Origin of the sequence: Bowmanella yangjiangensis, assembly GCF_017255015.1 — a bacterium.
Taxonomy (GTDB): domain Bacteria; phylum Pseudomonadota; class Gammaproteobacteria; order Enterobacterales; family Alteromonadaceae; genus Bowmanella; species Bowmanella yangjiangensis.
The window spans coordinates 202,136-223,425 of the sequence record NZ_JAFKCS010000004.1 but is presented as its reverse complement, the minus strand read 5'-3'; the positions used below and the strand labels follow the sequence as shown (position 1 = coordinate 223,425).

The following is a 21,290-nucleotide window of genomic DNA, read 5'->3' as shown; positions in this document are numbered from 1 at the left end:
CCACACAATCGTCATTATGCAGACTGAATTTGAATAACAAAACACCCCTGCCGATGACTCAGACAGAGGTGTTTTGTTTAATCAGCAAGGCTGATTAGAACTTGTAGTTCAGACCCAACATAAAGTTGCGGCCGAATACTTGTGCGTCACGTACATCAAGACCATTGCCATCGGCAGTATGAGCCGTGACAAAGGCTTCGTCCGTCAGGTTTTGGCCTTGCAATGTCAGGGTCAGGCCATACAGTGCCTCAATGCCAGACTCAGAGAAATCATAGCTAATTTGCGCATCAACCAGATCACTCCCCAGTACCTGCACTGGTACCTTAGACAAGCTTAAACCAGACACTTCACCCAGGAAGTCACTACGACTACGCCAGCTTACCCGGAACTCAAAGCCCGCATTTTCATAGTAAAGGGTGGCGTTATACACCTCGTCGGACAAGCCTGGTACTGTGATGTTGAACTCACGCTGCTCCATACCACCACTGGTATCGGTTGGCACGTCCAGCATAAAGTCGATGGAACTGTCGAGGAAAGTGGCAGAGAAAATACCACCAAAACCTTCCAGTGCATCAGAGAACATGCCGCCGGATAAGGACAGGGTGAATTCCGCACCTTGAATGTCACCATCACCCAGATTCTGCCAGGACGTCATCACACCAAGTGGCGCAACAGGTTCACCATTAGGCGGGGTCAAATCCGAGGTATCGACCAGGCTCGGGACTTCCAATTGCCAGTCTTTCAGCGATTTGTAGAACACCGCTGCGGCAAAGTAGCCTTCCTCATGGAAGTAGTTCTCATAGGTCAGATCCAACTGGTCAGCCATCACGGGGCGAAGCTGCGGGTTGGCGATATAGCCAGACCACACGCCAACCGTCTCGTTCCAAGACAATTCACCCGAGCTGGCATTCATTCTGTCCATTCTGGAGCGTGACATAGTGCGGGCAGCACCAAATCTCACCAGTTGCTGATCCGCCACATCAAAAATCAGGTTCAGGCTCGGCAGCACTTCAGTAAACTCTTCACCGCCGAAGGTAGGCTGTACATCAATAGTACGATCGGCCAGACGTCTTGCACCACCACCCGTTGACTCCTGCTCGGTACGTACCACTTGCAGTCCCACATTACCTCTTACCGGGATGCTGCCAATTTCGGTTTCCAGATTCGCTTTCACAAAGGCTGTATAAACTTTCTCTTTGACTGTCCAGGTTTGCTTGATACGCTCAGGATCCGATAAACGTGAGTCATACTCGGTGTAGTTGCCATCCTGCCAGAAGCGGAAAGAATCGTAGGCAATCATGTCACCAAAGCCAATGAAATCCAGTGACACATTAGGTAAGCGATATTCTTCCGGAACCGGCATACGGTAGCCTGGGATAACGTTGCCGTTAGCATCCAAGGCTTGCGGCAGGGTTAGGAACAAACCCTGATCGAACTTACTTTTTTCTCTGTCACTATAGTAGCCACCGAACTCGATACTGCTGACGATACCGTCCTCAAATACCCGTTTAGCCGCGAGCTTTAAGGTCATCAGTTCATCATCCACCTCGGGGGTGTTGATAAAACCATCCTGATCGTCATCACTTTCCAAATCGGTCAGGTTACCCCAGCCCCAGGACTGAGGGTTACCCAACTGAATAACATCATGGCTACCGTAGTCCAACTGCGGATCAAAGTTAACCCCTTGATTGTTGTTGAGCATGGTGAACCCAATCTGTTCGGGTTGACGGAAGGCCGCACCGCGGCCAGAGCCAGCGTAAGACTCCAGTGACCAGGTTTTTCTGTCCACCTTTGAGTACGCCGCATCAAACTCCAGGCTCAGTAAATCGGTCAGGGCATATTCGGCGTTAAAACCGACGGCCGTCAGATCTGCCTTGCGCAGGTTCATATCATTACGAATCACCGCACCAACCGGGGAGTCGGCACTGCCGATAACACCCGACTGACTCAGACCATTGACCGTGTTCGTTACTGTTATACCAGCATCGCCCCATGCAGCGGGTATTTCAGCACCACGCAGCAGTTGCTCGTCTTCGAAATCAATATACAGCGCATCCACATTGATTTTGAGTTTATCGTTAGGAGCCACCTCCAATACCGCCATGACAGTGTCACGGGTCAGTTCTGATGAACGAACGAATGGTTTGAAACCACCCACTACACCATCAGGCCATCCCCAGGTATTAAAACGCTCTTCGTTATTAGGTGATTGCATATGCGCCACGGCTACGGCCAGACCCACGGTATCGTCATTAAACTGATCAATGTAAGAGAAGCTGCCACGCCAACCGGTGTCTTCGCCATCAGGGTTCAGCTTGCCAATATCATTCTTCTCACCACGTAGTGTAAAAGACATGCTTTGCTCGCCAAAACTCAAAGGTTTAACCGTGCGCATATCAATAGTGCCGCCAATACCCTGAGTCATCAGAGACGCATCGGGGGTTTTGTAAACCATGACTTCATTCATGATTTCAGAAGGATATACATCGAACTCAACGCCGCGGTTATCCCCTAGCGATACCTGTTCACGACCATTAAAGGTGGCGGCGCTGAAGTTTTCACCCAGACCACGAATAGAGATAGAGCTAGCACGGCCATCGAGTCGCTGTGCGGCCAGGCCAGGCAGTCTGGCAATAGATTCTGCAATACTGGAATCAGGAAGTTTGCCGATATCTTCGGCGGTAATCACTTCAACCAAAGAAGTGTTATCCATTTTTAACGCCTGAGACCGCTGTAAACTGGCACGGATACCAGACACTTTGATCACTTCAACGTTTTCTTCTGCGCTTTGTTCGGCATTTGCCTGCTGTGCCATTGCGGGCAAAGACATCAATGTCAAACCACCGGATAACAAAGCCATGGTAATGAGATTGGGTTTAAATGTTTTCATGCCTAGTGTCCTGAGTTGTTGTGTGCTTTTAACCAGCCCGCACATGCGTGCCGAACTTTCACAAACAGATGCGAAAGTGTGTCAAAAATGTTGCAAAGGATAGTATCGCTGGCGGTTTAATCGGCACAACCATCTGCATACGTATTCATAAGTCAGGGAAGAACATTTTGTTAACATTCCTTTGTTGACCCCAGTATTTACAAGGTGTGAATAGAGTAGAAAACTAAAGATAACCTTAGAACACTGTACAAGATGTTTACAAATCACACCAAGTTAAATACTTGAAAGTCAAACTGAAAGCTTTCAGCTTTAAGCCATTGTAAACAGCCAAAGTAACAGGCGGGCGAAGGTCTCTGGCCTGACGCCGGATAAGAAAACGGGGAGCTTAAGTGCTCCCCGCGCGATTCAGACACCGGATATGGCGTTATTGGGATCCTGCCACTAATACGGCTCCCCAATAAGGCGGTATCGATAGTTGCAGCTTACCTTCTTTAATTGCGGTAGGAAGGTTGCTGAGCAGCTCCTGCCAATGTTGTCCGTCGGCATTATCCAGTGCTACCTGACGAGACTCTGCGCTGTTGTTGAGAATCACCCTCACTCGCTGCCCCTGATGTTGACGTTCATAGCCGTACAAGCCTTTTTCATCATCTACCAGTATGCTTTGGTAGTCACCTCGCTGTAAGGCCGGATGCTGATTACGAATATGAATAAGCTTACGATAATGAGCCTGAAGTTGCTGATTAACCTCCACGTTGTCAGCCGCACGCTTGCTACCGTCAGAGTTGGTCACTTCGTCTTCATATTCTATGTCAGACCAGATCATGGGCTTGCGGTCATCCGGGTCATTAGCCCCCCACATACCCACCTCATCGCCGTAGTACACCATCGGTGCCCCAACATAAGTCATTTGCAGGATCACAAATAGCTTCTGAAGTTGCAGCTCGTCATCATTGGGTTTACGTACCTGATAGTCGGGGTTGTTACCCACCTGCGAAAGATTGAAATACTTACCCCAGTCACGGAAGTTCCCAATCCCCCGATTCACAATGTGAGAACCAATACGATTCGAATCATGGCTGCCAAACAAGTTCTGCGTCACATAAGCCACGCCTTTAGGGTAAAGCTCGCGCATCTCTTTGAGTTTGCTATCAAACTCACTGGCACTAATGGCCATGTGAGGCGGGTTGAATAAAAACTCAGCCGCCGTAAAAGCAAAGTTGTAATTCATCTCACCATCGAATTCGTCCCCTTGCAGATAGGGCTTAACCTTGTCCGGATGGTCAACAATTTCTGCGGTAAGGTACGCCTCGGGATTCAGGCCTTTGACATGGGCACGCCAATCCTTCCAGAAGCCATGACCAACACAAAAGGCAACATCCAAACGCCAGCCATCAATGCCTCGGGAAAAGCCAGCGCCTTGAGGTTTCATCCAGCGTTCGGTGGCAGCAAAAATATATGCCTTGGGCCCAGGAGCCAGGTCTTCCTCGGTTTCACGAAACTCGGGTAAAGACTTCACACCAAACCAGCCTAAATAGTCGAATTCTGTGCCCTTTTTGGGGTCATCCCAGGACACCACATTGAACCAGTCTTTATAGGGAGATGCCTGCTGGTTCTTTTTTAGATCCACAAAGGCAAAACTGTTAATCCCCATATGGTTGAATACGCCATCGAAGATAATACGTATGCCACGCTGGTGAGCTTGCTCAATCAGTTTCAGGGCAAGCTTATCGGCTTTAGTCCATACCCAAGTGCTGGGATCCCAGGCCTGTTCTGTGGCCATTAGGGCTCTGTCGCCTTCTGGATCCGGACCGAAATTTGGGTCGATATGGTGATAGCTGGCACCGTCGTATTTATGTAGCGAAGGTGCATCAAAAACCGGATTGAGATAAATGGCACTGATGCCCAGGTCTTTTAAATAATCCAGCTTATCTATCACCCCTTGCAGATCACCACCATAACGACGGCGAAGCATATGCATCCACAAGGCCTTTTCACCATTTTCCAGCTCATAAGGCTGTAACTTGTACCAGTCACTGCCCCAGGGATGGATATTCCAGGCCTTGGGAGGCTGCGCCGGGTCAGCACCTGCAATGTCCTTAACCTTGGGATTATTGCTAGGATCGCCATCGCGAAAACGCTCTGGAAAAATTTGATACCACACTACGTCCTTAGCCCAGGCTGGCACAAATTCACCATTGGCATCCAAAGCAATAGGCCCCCTTGGTGTAGCGTCTGAATTTTGCGGGCACTGCGCCAGGGCAGCATCATTAGCAGTCAGGCAGGTTAGCAAGGCAAATAGTTGACGCTTTTTCATAGGTTGTGACACTGTCCTTATCTAAAAGATGGGACTGATTGCTGACAACCAGCCCCCCCCTCAGTTATTGAAACGTATGCAAGGGTAAATCCACTACCCCAGATGCTATTGCAGATGAACTGGCTGAGCGGTTAGCGCCAGACTCCCAGGTTACATTACCCATACTGTCTTTGATGATGTACTTAAATTGGATATTAGTTCCCTTGGGAACACTGACAGGTAAGAACCACTTCCACCATTCACTTGGATTGGGATTATGGAACGCGTCCAAGGCTTTGGCCGGATCCCAGTTACCCAGTTCAGGGATATTCCCCACCACATACACTTGCTCCCCAGGCTGGGTGTAAGCCACCACATGGAAGATCATCTGATTCTGATCATCGGATAGCACTTCAAATGCAAAGGTATTGCTAGTTACCCCACCTTTTACCACTGACACTGAGCGAGAACCGGCAGCAACAGCAGGGATAGTCACAGTTGCACTGTGATAATCGTTGGCGACAACAGTGGCATTAGTGGTGTCAAATTTCACTTGCAACGAGCCGTCAAGACCAGTACCAAAGAGCTTGACCTGATTACCGCTGCGCCCAATAGTGGATTGCATGTCGCCAATTTTTGGCGCAGTACCGAGGTTAGGGTCATAACTCCATACGTTAACTTCTTGCTGACTAAGTTGGAATGACGCCAGTTGTCCACCACTGACACTAACACTGCTACCGCCCAGCTCACCGGTCAACACGTCGGTATAGTTGCCGGCTGCCATCGAGGTGGAAAGCGTAGGCACGGTGTAACTGTTGTAGGGACTGCGGTTAACCGCAATAATGACTTGTTTGTCGTAGAACTTACGGGACATCACCAGCACGTCGGCACTGGAATACAAGATGCTGGTTTGGCCATAAGCTAATGCATCATTTTGCTGGCGCAGTGCCGAGAGCTTTTGAATGATTTTGTAGGCTCTGGTGGTCTGACTGAAGCTGGTATCAGTTTGCATAAATACCCGCCCACCATTCTCACTACCGTCATGCCCGTTCACATACTGCTCAGTACCATAATAGATGTTCGGAATACCACGCGAGGTTAATGTCAGGGCCAGCGCCACATCCAAACTGCGTTGGTCACTGTTTACCCGCAAGAAGCGCGGTACATCGTGGTTATCGATAAAGGTAACCGTTTGATTTTCATAGGCGTAGTCGTTATCGGTGTACTGATAAAAACTGGCCAGGTCCTGCATATTCTGCGAACCGTTGCCTATTACATTGGTCAGGGTACGAAAATACTCAAAATCCAGATTATTGATGCCTGTGCGGTCGGGAAACGACTCATATTCCCCATACTTGGGATCGGGTTTACCAATAAAGAACTCACCAAAGTGGGTTACCGCGCCCCCCGGTGCTGAATCTATGGCGTCTCTGAAACCTTTGGCAAAAGCCGGATTCATATGCAAGGTGGCATCGTGACGATAACCATCTATGCCCTTGCCTTTCCAAAAGGTAGCCGCTCCTTCCAAATAGGCCACAACCTCGGGAAGCTCATGGGTAAAGTCAGCCAATGAGCCAAGATCACGATAACGATAGCCAAAGCGGCTGCTGTCGGTGCCTCGGTCACCTATACTGTGAAACCAGCCGGGATTGGTTGTGCCATTGGGGTCAGCAATCAGGTTGTCACTACTGCCATCGCTGTTTAAATCAACCGGATTGCCGTTTCCATCAAATACAAAATTGCCGTTGCCGTCACGGTCTGGCTCGTAAAGCTTACCGTTCTCTGCTGCAAAACTATTAGTGGGATTCTGCCAACGGCTACTGTGGTTGGAAACAAAGTCGATAACTACCTTAATGCCCTCGTTGTGCAGCGCATTGACCATGTCGGTAAAATCCTTCATGTCACCAAAATGCGCATTGGTTCGGTAGTAATTACTGACATGATAACCATGATAGCTGGACCATACCATCTGACCACCGCCAGACTGATAATCAATGATAGGTTCGTCGCGGTTGGCATAGGGTGCTGAAATCCAAACAGCCGTTACCCCCATGTTCTTTAAGTAGGGAATTTTGTCGATGATGCCCTGAAAATCGCCGCCCTGATACAACTTCAGATCACTACCTGTACCATCAAAAATCTGAGAAGGTGAACCGGTTGGAATGTTATTGGTACTGTCACCATCGTAAAATCTGTCGGTTAGGATTTGATAAACTACATCCTTACCTGTTACCGGCCCGATGGCTTGTTGAGCCAGGGCCAATGTGGAAAAGCAGGTTAATGCCAGTAAGCTAAGTTTGCTGCGGATACTTGCGTATCTAAAATGACGGAACTCCATGCTATGCCTCCTATTCGTGATTGAAATCGCGAAGGTACCGCTCGACGTTTCATCCTTCGGGACCAAGTAAAAGGCAATTACATTTTATTAACAACAGACTGCATACGTATTCAGCAAAGAACTGTACAGACTATTCCTGAACTATCGACGGGCGTTATCAATCCGGTCTTTTAACATAGGGTGGGACGACAACCACCGTTCCATACTAGAAGCTGGGGCCAGACTGGCTAGCTTTTCCATTGCCAACGCAAAACTTTCGCCGTCTTGTCCAAGCTTGTCCAATTGTGCCAGCGCGTAGTTATCAGCCTCCCATTCCAGATCTTGGGAAAACTGGTTTTGCACTAAGGTAGTAGAAGCGCCCGCGAATAAATCAGCCATACCGGACATATCGCCAAACAGATAGCTGATGACAACAGAAGAGGCCAATGTCTGGGCAATAAGGCGCATAGAGTGACGATGCTCCACATGACCAATTTCATGCAGCAATACCGCCTGTAACACCTGTTTGTCTCCTTCCAGCAAGGCCACCATCTGATCGGTAATCACTATAGTACCGTTTGGCAAGGCAAAGGCATTTGGCCCAAGCTTTTCAGCGTGACGAAACTGGATATGATACCGACTTGGTGGCAGTCCCAAGCGACTTACGGTGTTCTGCCAGTAGGTCAGATATTCCTGTTGGGTTGCCTGGTTAAGCTGACTGGGTTCCAGAATAGATTCATCCAGCGCCAGCAAGGTATGTTCAGATGCCGTATTGATATACGCCTGCGGAACATAATGTGCGAAGCTGACCGCCATAGCCGGTATACCGAACTTAAACAGCCCAAACAGAAATAAAGGGGCCAGCACCAGGCTGGCTATCACGCCCCATCTGTTTGTTTCCAGCGCAGCTAGGCGGGCCGACAGCTTCTGACCATCCAACCAGCGATTAACCTCTGCGGACGCAGGAACATGCAGCAGGCCGCCATCCGGCAATTTAATATCCCTTGGCATACGGCCAAGTGCAGCCGGACTAGACACACTTTGTTTGGTATAACTGTGCCAACTGTCGCTGACCAGAACACGCAGCTCTCCCTCACAAAGGTGCACAAGCACCGGGCAGCTAGCGCTGCTGCCCGGTGGATACAGAGTTCCTTGCAACTCGTGACGCATTAAGTCAGGCCTATATCCATATCAAATATATCCGACACTTCTTCGGCGATGGCGTTAGGCTCGGCGCTATACTCAGCCAGCACCTGGTCAGCCTCGCTCAGCACTTTGATATGGGTGGCTTCGGCAAATAGCATTGCGGTTCTGACTTTAACCCAGGGATAAGCCAAACCAAGGCTGCAAACCAGCATCACCAGATTCACCAGACGCAACTTGGCAAGTGCCCAGAAACTAAGCGCCGATTCAAGTTCTGCCACATTATCGATTTGGGTGTTGTTATACAGATGGTTACGAATCTGTGCCTGGTAGTAACAGCTCGCCACCGTCAACACCAATACATAGACAAGCATGGTGGCAACAAGAAAGCCAGTAGCCGCCGCACCGCCAGGTTCTTGCATGGCACCACCTCCGGCGAGAAAAGCAATCAACATAGCGGCTGGGACAAAAATGACGGTAGCCACGATACAGGCAATAATGCTGGTACCTATGGCGGCAACATAGTATTCACCGGTGCGCAAATGAGTCCGGAACTGACGGTCCCCAAAACGCATCCCGCCATAAATAAACTCGTCGATCTTCTTCAACACCAGCGGCATGGTCAGATAGAAAGTAAAAATGCTCAGAATCGGATAGATCATGAACAATACATAGGCACGCCCAAAGCCGCCACGAAAGGCAAACCTGATATTTCTATAGGCTGTCATACGCATATTGAAGCGTAAGCTAAGACAGATCATCACCGGCATCAGGGCAAACAGCAGTAGCATAATAACAACCGCCACAAAGGGACTAAGGTAACTGGCCAGAAAATAACTACCGAACAGCAGTAAGCCAATAATGCGACCTTTTAGAATTTGTAATGGCTCAGCCAGATAACTGAATCTATGCCCATCTGCTTCCAGATTGCCATAAAAATATCTGTTGGTTCGCACCTTCGCCCAAGCAGAGTAAATACCCAGTGTTACTATGCTGAGTAGCAGATTGACAATCCAGATACCGAAAAACTCTTGTCCGTCACCATGAAAACGCACTGCTGAGCGGCGCGCCACGCCGGATGTATTGCCGGTTGAGGCGGTTTGCGGCTCTTGCTGGCGATGAGCTATCCAGGCATCCAGTATCTCGGCATGCTCAGGATGCATGCTGTCATCTAGTTGTTTACGAGCCTCATAAAGCTCGCTGAGGCTGTAAGTTGAATAATCGATGGGTTCCATTTTTTCCCCTGAAGTACGGTGATATTCCATTTTACTGCCCTATTCCAAGGGCTTAGGCGCAAGCATAAGCGAAGACACCGGCCAGGAAAAGCAAAGCGTAACAAAGTGTATCAGAAGCCCATTATTCGGCTCGCCAGGAGAGGTATTCGCGTTGAATACGTATGCAGGGTTTTTACAGTCGCAAGGCCGCTGACGTATCCTTCGGCAATCGTAATTAATCATCAAGCATTCCATGACAGAGCAGCCATGGTGGCGGGGCGCCGTCATCTACCAGATATATCCACGCAGTTTTTTTGATACCAATCAGGATGGCATTGGCGACTTGCCCGGCATCATAGAGAAACTGGATTATGTGGCCAGCTTAGGGGTAGACGCCATTTGGATTTCCCCTTTTTTTAAGTCCCCAATGAAGGACTTTGGCTACGACATCAGTGACTACCGTGATATCGACCCTATGTTTGGCGCCATGGCAGACTTTGAAAGGTTGGTGGAAAAAGCCAATCGGCTAGGTATCAAGCTGATGATTGATCAGGTGCTTAGCCACACCTCTGACCAACATGCTTGGTTTGAGGAGAGTCGTCAGAGCAAGGGTAACCCTAAGGCCGACTGGTACGTATGGGCTGACGCCAAAGCAGATGGCTCCCCCCCGAATAACTGGCTGTCGATTTTTGGTGGCAGCGCCTGGCAATGGGAGCCGAGACGCTGTCAGTATTATTTGCATAACTTCCTGGTCAGCCAACCGGATCTGAACTTCCATAATCCTGATGTTCGCCAGGCGGTGCTGGATAATGTCGAGTTCTGGCTGAAGAAAGGGGTACATGGCCTGCGTCTGGATGCCATTAACTTCTGTTACCACGACGCACAGCTGCGGGACAACCCTGCCAAACCAGCGCATGAACGCAAAGGGCGGGGTTTTCGAGAAGACAACCCGTACGCCTTTCAATATCACTACTTCAATAACACCCAGCCAGAAAACCTGGGCTTTATTGAAGCACTCAGAGCACTGCTGGACAGGTATCCCGGTACGGTTTCCCTTGGTGAGCTGTCATCGGAAGATTCGTTAGCCAGCATGGCCGAATACACCGAAGGCAACAAACGCCTGCATATGGGCTACAGTTTTGAGCTGCTCTGTGATGATTTCTCGGCAGCTTATATACGCCAAACAGTGCAAACACTGGAAAACAAAATGCTTGATGGCTGGCCGTGCTGGGCAATCAGTAACCATGATGTGGTCAGAGCCGCCAGTCGCTGGGGTAAAGGCGATGCATCCCCACAGTTGGCCAAATTACTGCTGGCCATGCTGTGCTCATTACGCGGTAGTATCTGTCTGTATCAGGGGGAAGAGCTTGGCCTACCGGAAGCCGAGTTGGCTTATGAGGATCTGCAAGATCCCTACGGCATTACCTTCTGGCCTAATTTTAAAGGGCGTGACGGATGTCGCACCCCGCATCCTTGGCTAAGGACACAAAATGGCGGTTTCAGCAGCCACAAACCCTGGTTGCCCGTACCTGATGCGCATCTGCCGCTAAGTGTAGAAGTGCAGGAAAAACAACCAGATTCGGTGCTGAATTGTTACCGCAAGCTGATGAAGTGGCGTAAAGCGCAACCCGCTCTGCTATTTGGTGATATTCAGTTTATCGACACAGACGAACCCATTTTGGCATTTGTCAGGGAATGGCAGGGTGAACAGCTACTGGCCTGTTTCAATTTGTCAGGTGAGGCAGCAACTATGGCAATTCAACAGTCACTCGGCGAGTTGATTGAGGGACATGGTGTGACAACTGGCACAATAGTGCAAAACACTATCCACCTGCCCCCTTACGCCTGTCTATTTGCCAGGCTCGGGTAGAGAGTCAAGGTGCAATTCCTCAAGCAGGCTTTCTAACGCCTGCTTGAGTTGTCGCATTTCTTCGACACAGGAGGGATCAGCCTCCAAACAATTATTAAATTCCCTGAGCTTATCTTTTAACTGCACAATGGATTTGGGCGTGGCAGCCATTTTTTATATTCCTTGCTTATGAGCAGGTTATTTTTTGCGCAACAAAGCCTAACAGATTTTTTGCTGAGCTGAAAAGCAACTTTTCAGCTCAGTTTTCTTATAGCTGTCCTGCTAGCTTGTCTGCTCGTTCCTGAGCCCCTTCTTGCTTGTATTCGCGCTGGGCTAATCTGCGTTTAGCAAGTTCCTTCTTACCCCTTTTAATCAGCAGATCAACATAGTTAAGGTAGACCTCATCTGTCACCGCCTCGCTGTTTACGGCCTGCTCCAGATAGGTCTCAGCCTGCGCCATATCTTTCTTAGCTATCAGGATTTGCGCGGCGGTATCCAATACCGAAGGCTCCGTTGGATTCAGTTCTATTGCGCGCTTGGCAAACTTCTCAGCTTCATCCAACTTGTTTTGTTCGAACAACAGATAAGCCAGGTTGTTTAGCACCAGATAATTGGCCTCATGTAAAGCCAAGGACTTTTTATATAACTCAATGGCTTTGCCTTTATCTCGCGATAACTCCTGCTCAGCCAGTAACATGATGGCAGGTAAATCTTTGTCATTTTGCCCAACATGCTGATTAAGCATCTGATAGGCCTGGTCTTTTTGACCCAAGCGGTTATAACAGAAAAGCGCCAATGTCAGGTTGCGCTGATTCTGTTTCGATCCATAGGCTTCTAGAATATTTGGCAAGGCATTCTGACAGTCACCTTCTCCGGCCAGCAGTCTGCCCAGCATCCCTTTGCCTGTAGGGGTGGATTTAAGCGCCGCGGGCAATGTATCAAACTGTTTGCGCCCTTCGGCATAATTGCCTTTCATTAACAAAAAGTGGGTATAAATCTGCAAAAAACGTACATCGTCAGGGTATGACTCCAGCATAGACTTAGCCAGCGTCAATCCTTGATCAAAGTTGCTACGTACATCCAGCAGGAAGAGTTTGCCAAGAATAGCGCGCGTGTTACCAGGTTGTGCTTTCAGCCATCTGTCATAATGGGCCTCTGCGTCCACCACCTTGTCACTTTGCAAGTAAGCTTTACCCAGCAAATCCCAGTATGCACCGGACAGAGCCTTATCATCCTCGTCCTTCACCGCTGCCAATAAAGCAATAGTGTCTTGTCTTTGACCCAAAATCATATAGGCGTTGGCTAATAGCAAACGCAATGACATGTTCTGAGGTTGCTTGTCAAAAGCCTGCTTTATCTTTGCCAGGCCCTTTTCACCTTGCTGCTGCACTTGCATCAGGTCAAAATAACGTGACAAGGCGGCAATATTGTCCGGGTAGTCCTGCAAAAACGCGGCAAGCTCCTTACCACCTTCCTCGTATTGTTTATCCACCAGTTGAATATCAATCAGCGCCAAGCGCACCTTAGGATTATCAGGGGAAAGCGCTTTGGCTTGCTGCAGCTCGGCCATGGCCTTGTCTTTTTCACCCTTGCGCTGATAAGCCGTTGCCGCCAGCAGGTAACCTTGTTCTGACTCGGGTTCTTGCTTCTTCCAATCCGCCGCTAAAGACAGGGCTTTGTCGTATTGTTTGGTTGCCAAATAGGCTGTGGCCAAGGTGGTACGAGTGACTTCCTGATCCGGTGCCTGCTCTAGTGCTTGTTCCAGATTCAAAATGCCATCTACGTCATTCATAGACAGTTGCAGTATGCCCAGGCGGGTTAAATCCAATGCAGAATGACTAACCTGCTCTGATTTCTCTATCATGGCCTGAGCTGCCTGTAAGTTTCCCTCTCTTAACAGGCCAAAGCCGGCGGCAGAAAACAGCGAAGCATCGTCTTCATTAGCGCCTTCCAGCTTGTTGAGGGTTTCCTCTGCCTGCTCATTCAAGCCTAGTTTTAATTGTGCAGCGGCCAGCAAACGCAAAGCAGGATGGTTAGGCGGAAGATCGCTTGCCACCAAGGACAAATGCGTGCGCGCCCCTTCATAATCTCCGCTCTGGTAAGCTGCAAAGCCTGCGGTTAGACGCATGGCGGGATCTGTGGTTTCTTTTAACAGGGCTTTCTCGGTATAGGCCAGGGCCCCTTCGAAATCACCGGCGTCGGCTCGGCTAAGCCCCTTGAGCTGGTTAAGACGTGGATTATCTTTACTCAGTTTCAGCAAGGCATCCACTAACGGCTCGGCTTCTTTAGCACGGCCGTTATCCGTGAGTAAACGCGCCAACATAAAAGTAATCTCATGGTCCTGAGGATTAGCCTCATGATAAGCCTGATAGGTAGCAATCGCCTCACTCATTTCGCCTTTCTGCAACTGCAGACGGGCCTTCAATTTCAAGGCATCTGGTTGTGCGGGAGTGGCACTGAGAATGTCATCCAACTGGATTCTCGCGGCTTCAATATTTTCTTCCAAGAGGAAGTCGTACACTAACGCCAATGACTTAAAAGGTGACTTGGTCTGATAGTTTTTAATCTCTTCGATCAAGCTTCTGGCTTTCTCTTTTTGATCTAACCTAACCATGGACTCCAATCGATAAAAACCAACCTCGGCGGCTTCGGCTTCACTTAAGCCTGCATAGCGATTCGCCAGTTTACTCAGTGCTACGTCGGCACCCGTTTTCTGATAGGAACGGGAAAGCAGTGGCACGACCTCTGCCGCTGGATGGCCATACTCCATAGCCCTGTTCAACTCTTTCTCTGCATCCTGATACTGACGTTGTTCCAAGTACAGTTTGCCCAATTCAAAACGCGCTTGTGCATTTTGTGGCGCAACCTGCACGGCATTTTTTAACTGCAGTACCGCGGCCTGTGTATCGCCTTTAGCCAGGGCATCTCTGGCGGCAGAAAGATAAGTGTCTGAATCTTTTGGAGAACAGGCCAGCAGGCTACCGAGCACCAGGGAAGCAATGAGAGTTCTACGCACTTGAAATCCTTATATCTGCGAAAGGGGTCACTAAGCTAGTTAACTCCCTAGGCTATTGCGCTTGAGACTTTATTGCAATGACCAAGACGTGCTTTTGCGAAGGATTATTGGCATAAATTTGTCCACAACATGGTGTAAGTTGCGCTGATCTAATATAATAGCGCTTTTGCAGTCGGCCCAAGCAGTTGTAATTGCCTTGCCACCCTTTCAGGATCCCAGATGACCAGCACCACAGACCTCAGCTTCAAAGACCTTAACCTGCCAGAGCATTTGCTCCAAGCCCTGGAAAAAGTGGGGTATGAAAAGCCTTCCCCTATCCAGGCGGAGAGTATTCCCCTGCTGTTGGCAGGCCACGACCTGCTGGGACAAGCACAAACCGGTACAGGTAAAACGGCGGCTTTCGCTCTGCCTATGCTGGCCAGACTGGATCCTGAAGATACCACCACGCAATTGCTGGTGTTAGCACCGACCCGCGAGCTAGCTATTCAGGTAGCTGAAGCTTTCCATACCTATGCCAGCTTCAATCGTGACATCAAAGTACTTCCGATTTACGGTGGTCAGTCTTATGACAACCAGATCCGCCCTCTTAAGCGTGGTGTGCAAGTGGTGGTGGGTACTCCTGGTCGTGTTATCGACCATATCAAGCGTGGCACGCTGAAACTGGACAAGCTAAGATTTCTGGTACTGGACGAAGCCGATGAAATGCTGCGCATGGGCTTTATAGACGATGTGGAATGGATCCTCAGCCACGCCCCAAAAGAGCGCCAGACTGCGCTGTTTTCAGCGACAATGCCAGATCGTATCCGCAACATTACCAACAATTACCTGAAAAATCCGAAGCTGGTAAAGATTGCTTCCAAGGTCAGCACTGCTAGCACTATTCGTCAGCGTTTTTGTCAGGTTGCAGGCCATCACAAACTGGAAGCTCTAACCCGTATTCTGGAAGTAGAAGAGTTTGACGGCGTTATCATATTCGTTCGTACTAAGACTGCTACGCTGGAACTGGCGGAAAAGCTGGCTGCCCGCGGCTATGCGGTGGAACCGCTAAATGGTGATATTCCGCAGAATTCCCGTGAGCGCACAGTTGAGCGTCTGAAAGAAGGCAAGATAGATATCCTGATTGCCACCGATGTTGTGGCCCGGGGTCTGGACGTAGAGCGCGTCAGCCATGTTATCAACTTTGACATTCCGTACGATACCGAATCCTACGTACACCGCATCGGTCGTACCGGTCGTGCTGGACGTCAGGGTGACGCTATTCTGTTTATCTCGCATCGCGAGAAGCGTTTGTTGTTTGCTATCGAAAAAGCCACCAACCAACGCATTGAGTCCATGCCGATTCCGTCTGTTTCTGAACTAAATGAACAGCGTCTGAAGCGCTTCAAGCAAGCCGTGGTTGAAGCCATGGAAGATGACAGCATTGAGTCGTTGATCCCTATTATTGAAGCCATTCAAGCCGAAACCGAAGCGACGCCGGAAGTATTGATGGCAGCGCTGGCGAAAATCGCACAAGGCGATGAACCTTTGCTGCTGAAAGAAACTGATCGCCCGGATCTGTCAGAGCGCGCCCCTCGTGGTGACCGTCCAGAGCGTGGTGAAAGATTCCGCGAACGCGGTGAGCGTGGCGAAGGTCGCGGTCGTGGTGACAGAGGTGGCGAACGTGGTGATAGAGGTGGAGAGCGCGGTGACCGTGGCCCTCGTCGCCGCAGTACACCAGATGAAGGCATGCAGCGTTACAAGTTGGAAGTCGGCCATGCCCACGGTGTTAAACCAGGCAATATCGTTGGCGCCATTGCCAACGAAGCCGGTATCGAAAGCAAGCACATCGGCGCTATCGAAATTTACGACAACTACAGCACGGTGGATTTACCTCAGGGTATGCCGGCTGAGATCCGTCAGATCCTGCAAAAAGCCAGAGTTGCCGGTCAGCGCATGAACTTGCGTGAATGGTCTGATGAGCCACCACGTCGCGACAACCGTGACAAGCCAAAGTTCGACAAACCCAGAGGCGACAAGCCCAGGGGTGACAGACCTCGTTCGGATCGCCCAAGACGCGACCGAGCAGACAAAGAGTAAATAGAAAAGGGGCCAGATAGGCCCCCTTTTTTATTCAGCTAAAAAAATACCTATTTCAATCAAATCAGCGGTTTAGCCAGGTTCGGTGTATCGCCTGCCAGACCAGCAGCCATAGCCATAGCTTGTTGCTTCAGCAACGGCAAATGATTGATGGCCGACATGCCAGCCCCACGCATGAGCTTTTTCAGTGGATGAGCACCGCTGAACAAGGTTTTAAAACCGCCCATCGCCGCAAGCATGCGCACCGCTTCCGCTTTACGCCAGCGCTCATAAGGGCGCAGATTAGCCAGTAGCCCGATATCTTTATTATCAGATTTAAGCTTTAGTAAACGCTCCGCCAAGGCTGCGGCATCCATCAACCCCAGATTAGCGCCCTGCCCCGCCAATGGATGAATAGTATGGGCCGCATCACCCACCAGCACCAAACGCTCATCCAGCCAGCGTCTGGCATAACGCATGGTTAAAGGGAACGCCAGTCTTTTGCTGTGCACCTGACATACCCCGAGTCTGGCATCAAAAGCACTGGTCAACGCATGAGAAAAGGCTTGCTCATCCAAAGTCATCAATCGGTCAGCTTCACAGGTGGTTGCTGACCAGACAATAGAGCACAGGTTCTCTTCATACAGGGGTAAAAACGCTAATGGTCCATCCGCTGTGAAGATCTGTCTGGCACAAGCGCCGTGCGGCAATTCAGTCTGTACCGTGGCAACGATGGCTTTATGTTGATAGTCGGCAAAGCTGATAGGCAGCCCGGCTTGCTGTCTTATTCTGGAGTTGGCACCGTCCGCACCAACCAACAAGCCGACCCGATAAGTGTTGCCATCCGCCAATTGCAACTCAACCCCATCATCCTGTCGTTGCCAGGATTGTACTGATACTGGCGCCAGTAATTGGACATTATCGGCATCCAGCAAAGACTCCCACAAGGCATTCACCACCACCTGATTCTCGATAATATGCCCGAGATGACCTTGATGCAGCATCTGATGGTCAAACTCAATCGCAGCAAAACTATCCTGCTCCCACACGTGCATATGACCATAGGCTTGCAAGCGAGCAGCTTGAATAGCCGGCCAAACGTGCAGGCGGCGCAACAAGTTCTCGCTGGCCTGATTGATGGCACTCACCCTGAGTTCAGGCTGTTCAGTCAAAGGCTTAAGAGGAAACTGTGCGTCTACCACCAATACCGACAACCTACTGTTCTTCAGGGCGCTGGCCAGGGCCAGCCCCACCATCCCGCCGCCGATAATGGCAATATCAACATGCTGCATCAGTTTTCTCCGTTATAGCCCATGGCTTGCCACGCCAGCAGATTCTTAACCCCCTGACAGCCTTGTAAAAACGACAATCCCAAATTACGTCCCATCACCAGTGGCGCATGCTGATTAGAGAAGATTCGCACCAGTCCATCGGTTAAACCAATCACTTTACGTTGATCCCAGTGGCGCTGCTGTTGATAGCGCTGTAGCAGGTCGAAACCACCAGGGTCAGCGCCATTAAGCTTATTTAACTGCGACGCCAGCTGCTGCACATCTCGAAGCCCGAGGTTAAATCCCTGCCCGGCAATGGGGTGTAAGGTATGAGCAGCGTTGCCCAGAATCACAGCTCTATGCGCGATGCCGCGCTCGGAGCGCACCAACCTTAGCGGATAAATAGCTCGTTGACTGACCCGGGTAAAACGCCCTAAATCGTAACCAAAGGCCTGTTGCAGGCGATGCAGAAACTGAGTATCCGATAGCTGACCAAATTCATTCTGACTCGCCGTATCCAGGCTCCAGACCAAACCAGCCTGACGTTCGTCGATAGGCAATAGGGCCAGTGGACCATTTGGGGTGAATCGTTCAAAAGCACGTTGATGATGGGGCTGCTCGGTTTCAACATTGGCCACCAATGCCACTTGACCATAATCATGGATGTCACTGCTAACCCCCAGCATTCTGGCCGTGCTGGAGTCACCGCCATCGGCCACCACCAACAATCGGGTTGTCAGTTGTTCACCCGAGGTAAGCGAAACCTGCACAGTGTCGGCTTGTTGTTGCACCGCTTCAACCTGCTCCGGACAAAACCATTGCATAGCTTGCGTGGCGAGCTGCGAATACAGCATATTGCCAAGGTGCTGCTGACTAATGACATAGCCCAGGGCTTCAATGCCCTGACTTTTGCTGTCCAGATAACACTGACCCAAATGTCCCTTGTCGGTAATCTTGATACTCAAAATAGGGGTGCTGGCGGCCTGCAGCGCGGACTTAAACCCGAGCTGCCAAAGGTAGTGGGCGGAATGACGTGCCAGTGCCAGCGTACGACTGTCAAAACCAGGATGGTTTTGTTGAGCTTCATACGGCCGGGCTTCCACTATGCCCAGTTTCAGCCCGGAATTTGCCAGGGCGCGCGCCAACAAACAACCGACGACACCGCCACCCACAATTAATACGTCCAGATTGATACGCTGTGCTTTCACTGCTTCGCCATTAATGCTTCTATCTCTGCAATCTGCTTGGGACAGGCGGCGGTCAGGTTTTCATGTCCGCCAACTGTTACCAACAGATTGTCTTCAATACGGATCCCAATGCCGCGCCACTTGGCGTCCACATCGGCCTCTTCACTGATATATAAACCCGGCTCTATGGTTAATACCATACCGACTTCAAGAGGCAAGTTTTCGCCGTCGCGCTTGTAATCACCCACATCATGCACATCCAGTCCCAACCAGTGACCTATGCCATGCATAAAGTAAGCGCGGTAGCTCTGCGAATTGATATTGTCTTCCAGTTCGCCGGATAAGATACCGAGCTGGATCAATCCTTGGGTTAAAACCCTGACGGCCGCATCCATCGCATCCGGTAAAGTACCGCCAGGACGGATATGCTCAAAAGCCGCCATTTGCGCATCCAATACAAGCTGATAGAGCTGAGCCTGTGCAGGATTGAACCGCCCATCAACCGGGAAAGTACGGGTTATATCAGCGGCATAGCCGTCCAACTCAGCACCGGCGTCAATCAACACCAGGTCGCCGACTTTCAGCTCATCAGCATTTTCCGTGTAATGCAAAATACAGCCATTCGCGCCACTGCCAACTATGGTGCCATAAGCGGGATATCGTGCGCCTTGCATGGCAAACTCATGGTGCAGTTCTGCTTCCAACTGGTATTCAAAGCGGCCGGGCTGACAAAACCTCATGGCCCGTATATGCGCCTGACAGGAAATATCTGCAGCGCGGCGCATTAAACTCAGTTCCGCCTCTGATTTGATATGCCGAAGAGCATGTAAGTTCGGACGAATATCCTGCATCAGGTTAGGCACATTAAAGCCGCGTTTAGGCGTATTGCGCAGGGCAGCTAGGGCGGCAAACAAGCGATTATCCAGCGCATTGTCTGCGCCCTGGGCGAAGACTAAACGTGTTTTACCGGTCAGCCTGGCGAACAACTCTTGATCAAACTCGGCTAAAGGAAAAGCCTTATCCACCCCCAGGACCTCAACCGCACGCTCGGGCCCAAGACGACGGCCTTGCCAGATCTCGGCAACAGGATCCCGCTCGCGACAAAACAACAAGGCTAAGCTGTTGCCCTGGTACTTTTCCAGCAGCAGTATGGCGTCAGGTTCGTTGAATCCGCACAAATAAAGAAAGTCGCTGTCCTGGCGAAATGGAAATTCAGTATCCCGACTGCGAGTGACTTCCCGCGCCGCCGGAATCACACAGACCACGTCGTTTTCCAGACTATCCAGTAACTTCTGTCGCCGCGCGGCAAACTCGCTCTTGTTTATCATGATTAGTGCAGGGTTTTATTGGTTTGTGCCGAAGGACCGCGATGTGCGCCTAACTCACTGAAACACAGCATGGCAGACATACGTACATATTCCATCACTTCAAACAGCGCCTGCTCGGACTCTTCGTTCTCCGGCATTTCTTCGTCCATGCGGGCAATTTCAGCGAAATCTTCCAGCGCTTCTTTCACGTCCTCTGAGCAGCGGGTTAAATCGGCCTGATGCAATCCGAACCCGAGCATAAACCCCTGCACCCAATTAACCAGTGCCTGACCACGGTCGTTAATCGGAGCCGCATCGTCGGGCATACACAAGAGCAGAGCAAAATCTCCGGCTTTCAACTGCTCACAAGTTAAATCAAACAAAGACTGTACTGCATTCTTTACCTCAAGTGGCAACGCTTCGCCCTGGTTAACAAAATCAGCCAGCGCGCCCATCCATTCTTTATTGTCCGTCGGCATGCCGCCAGCCAGCATACCAATCTGCATACCTTGCAACTCTGCGGCGTCACTGGCGATGCTATGACGGTCCAAAAGTGCGCTTAACTCATCAAAGGTGTTGTTCAGGCTGCTCAAACCTATTCCATCCCAATCAATTTCATAATCTGCATATTACCCCCAAACCCGCCCACACAACAGCGTTGCCGCAACGTGCAATGCGTTGGATAGATTATGCCTTGTGCAATACGCTGGTTTATTCGGCTATCGGTCAGTTAGCACTGGTTTTCCTG

The 21,290-nt window shown here is 50.2% G+C and carries 12 protein-coding genes; 2 read left to right on the top strand and 10 right to left on the bottom strand.

The window, feature by feature from the left end; all coding sequences use genetic code 11:
- Nucleotides 1–94 precede the first annotated feature (94 nt).
- From J0A65_RS06730 to J0A65_RS06710, 5 genes are all read right to left on the bottom strand, one after another.
- The gene (locus J0A65_RS06730; protein ID WP_206593372.1) at nt 95–2,890 is read right to left on the bottom strand and encodes a TonB-dependent receptor; all 2,796 of its coding nucleotides are present in this window, start codon (nt 2,888–2,890) and stop codon (nt 95–97) included.
- A gap of 424 nt (nt 2,891–3,314) precedes the next feature.
- Entirely contained in the window at nt 3,315–5,204 is a 1,890-nt protein-coding gene (locus tag J0A65_RS06725; protein WP_206593371.1) for a glycoside hydrolase family 13 protein, read from the bottom strand.
- A 64-nt stretch (nt 5,205–5,268) separates the two neighbouring features.
- Nucleotides 5,269–7,521, bottom strand: coding sequence for an alpha-amylase family glycosyl hydrolase (locus tag J0A65_RS06720; protein WP_206593370.1), 2,253 nt, complete (start codon nt 7,519–7,521; stop codon nt 5,269–5,271).
- Between the two features lie 141 nt (nt 7,522–7,662).
- Entirely contained in the window at nt 7,663–8,670 is a 1,008-nt protein-coding gene (locus tag J0A65_RS06715; protein WP_206593369.1) for a M48 family metallopeptidase, read from the bottom strand.
- Entirely contained in the window at nt 8,670–9,878 is a 1,209-nt protein-coding gene (locus J0A65_RS06710; RefSeq protein ID WP_206593368.1) for a YjgN family protein, read from the bottom strand. Before J0A65_RS06710 ends, J0A65_RS06715 begins: the two co-directional genes overlap by 1 nt.
- Before the next feature lie 232 nt (nt 9,879–10,110).
- Between J0A65_RS06710 and J0A65_RS06705 the strand changes: the two genes are divergently transcribed.
- Nucleotides 10,111–11,727, top strand: a complete 1,617-nt coding sequence (locus tag J0A65_RS06705; RefSeq protein WP_206593367.1) for an alpha-glucosidase family protein — start codon at nt 10,111–10,113, stop codon at nt 11,725–11,727.
- Nucleotides 11,728–11,974: 247 nt separating this feature from the next.
- On the opposite strand, the gene prsT is transcribed toward J0A65_RS06705, so the two are convergent.
- The gene (gene prsT / locus J0A65_RS06700; RefSeq protein ID WP_206593366.1) at nt 11,975–14,722 is read right to left on the bottom strand and encodes an XrtA/PEP-CTERM system TPR-repeat protein PrsT; all 2,748 of its coding nucleotides are present in this window, start codon (nt 14,720–14,722) and stop codon (nt 11,975–11,977) included.
- 219 nt (nt 14,723–14,941) lie between these two features.
- Between prsT and J0A65_RS06695 the strand changes: the two genes are divergently transcribed.
- The gene (locus J0A65_RS06695; protein ID WP_206593365.1) at nt 14,942–16,798 is read left to right on the top strand and encodes a DEAD/DEAH box helicase; all 1,857 of its coding nucleotides are present in this window, start codon (nt 14,942–14,944) and stop codon (nt 16,796–16,798) included.
- A 59-nt stretch (nt 16,799–16,857) separates the two neighbouring features.
- On the opposite strand, the gene J0A65_RS06690 is transcribed toward J0A65_RS06695, so the two are convergent.
- From J0A65_RS06690 to J0A65_RS06675, 4 genes are read right to left on the bottom strand one after another with little or no spacing between them, the layout of a single operon-like run.
- On the bottom strand, nt 16,858–18,069 hold the full coding sequence (locus J0A65_RS06690; RefSeq protein ID WP_206593364.1) for an FAD-dependent monooxygenase: 1,212 nt from the start codon (nt 18,067–18,069) through the stop codon (nt 16,858–16,860).
- Nucleotides 18,069–19,256, bottom strand: coding sequence for a 2-octaprenyl-6-methoxyphenyl hydroxylase (gene ubiH, locus J0A65_RS06685; protein ID WP_206593363.1), 1,188 nt, complete (start codon nt 19,254–19,256; stop codon nt 18,069–18,071). The genes J0A65_RS06690 and ubiH overlap by 1 nt, the downstream gene beginning before the upstream one ends.
- Entirely contained in the window at nt 19,253–20,563 is a 1,311-nt protein-coding gene (gene pepP, locus J0A65_RS06680) for a Xaa-Pro aminopeptidase (RefSeq protein ID WP_206593362.1), read from the bottom strand. Before pepP ends, ubiH begins: the two co-directional genes overlap by 4 nt.
- Before the next feature lie 2 nt (nt 20,564–20,565).
- Nucleotides 20,566–21,135: a UPF0149 family protein gene (locus tag J0A65_RS06675; protein ID WP_206593361.1), complete on the bottom strand. Its 570-nt coding sequence runs from the start codon at nt 21,133–21,135 to the stop codon at nt 20,566–20,568.
- Nucleotides 21,136–21,290: the final 155 nt, after the last annotated feature.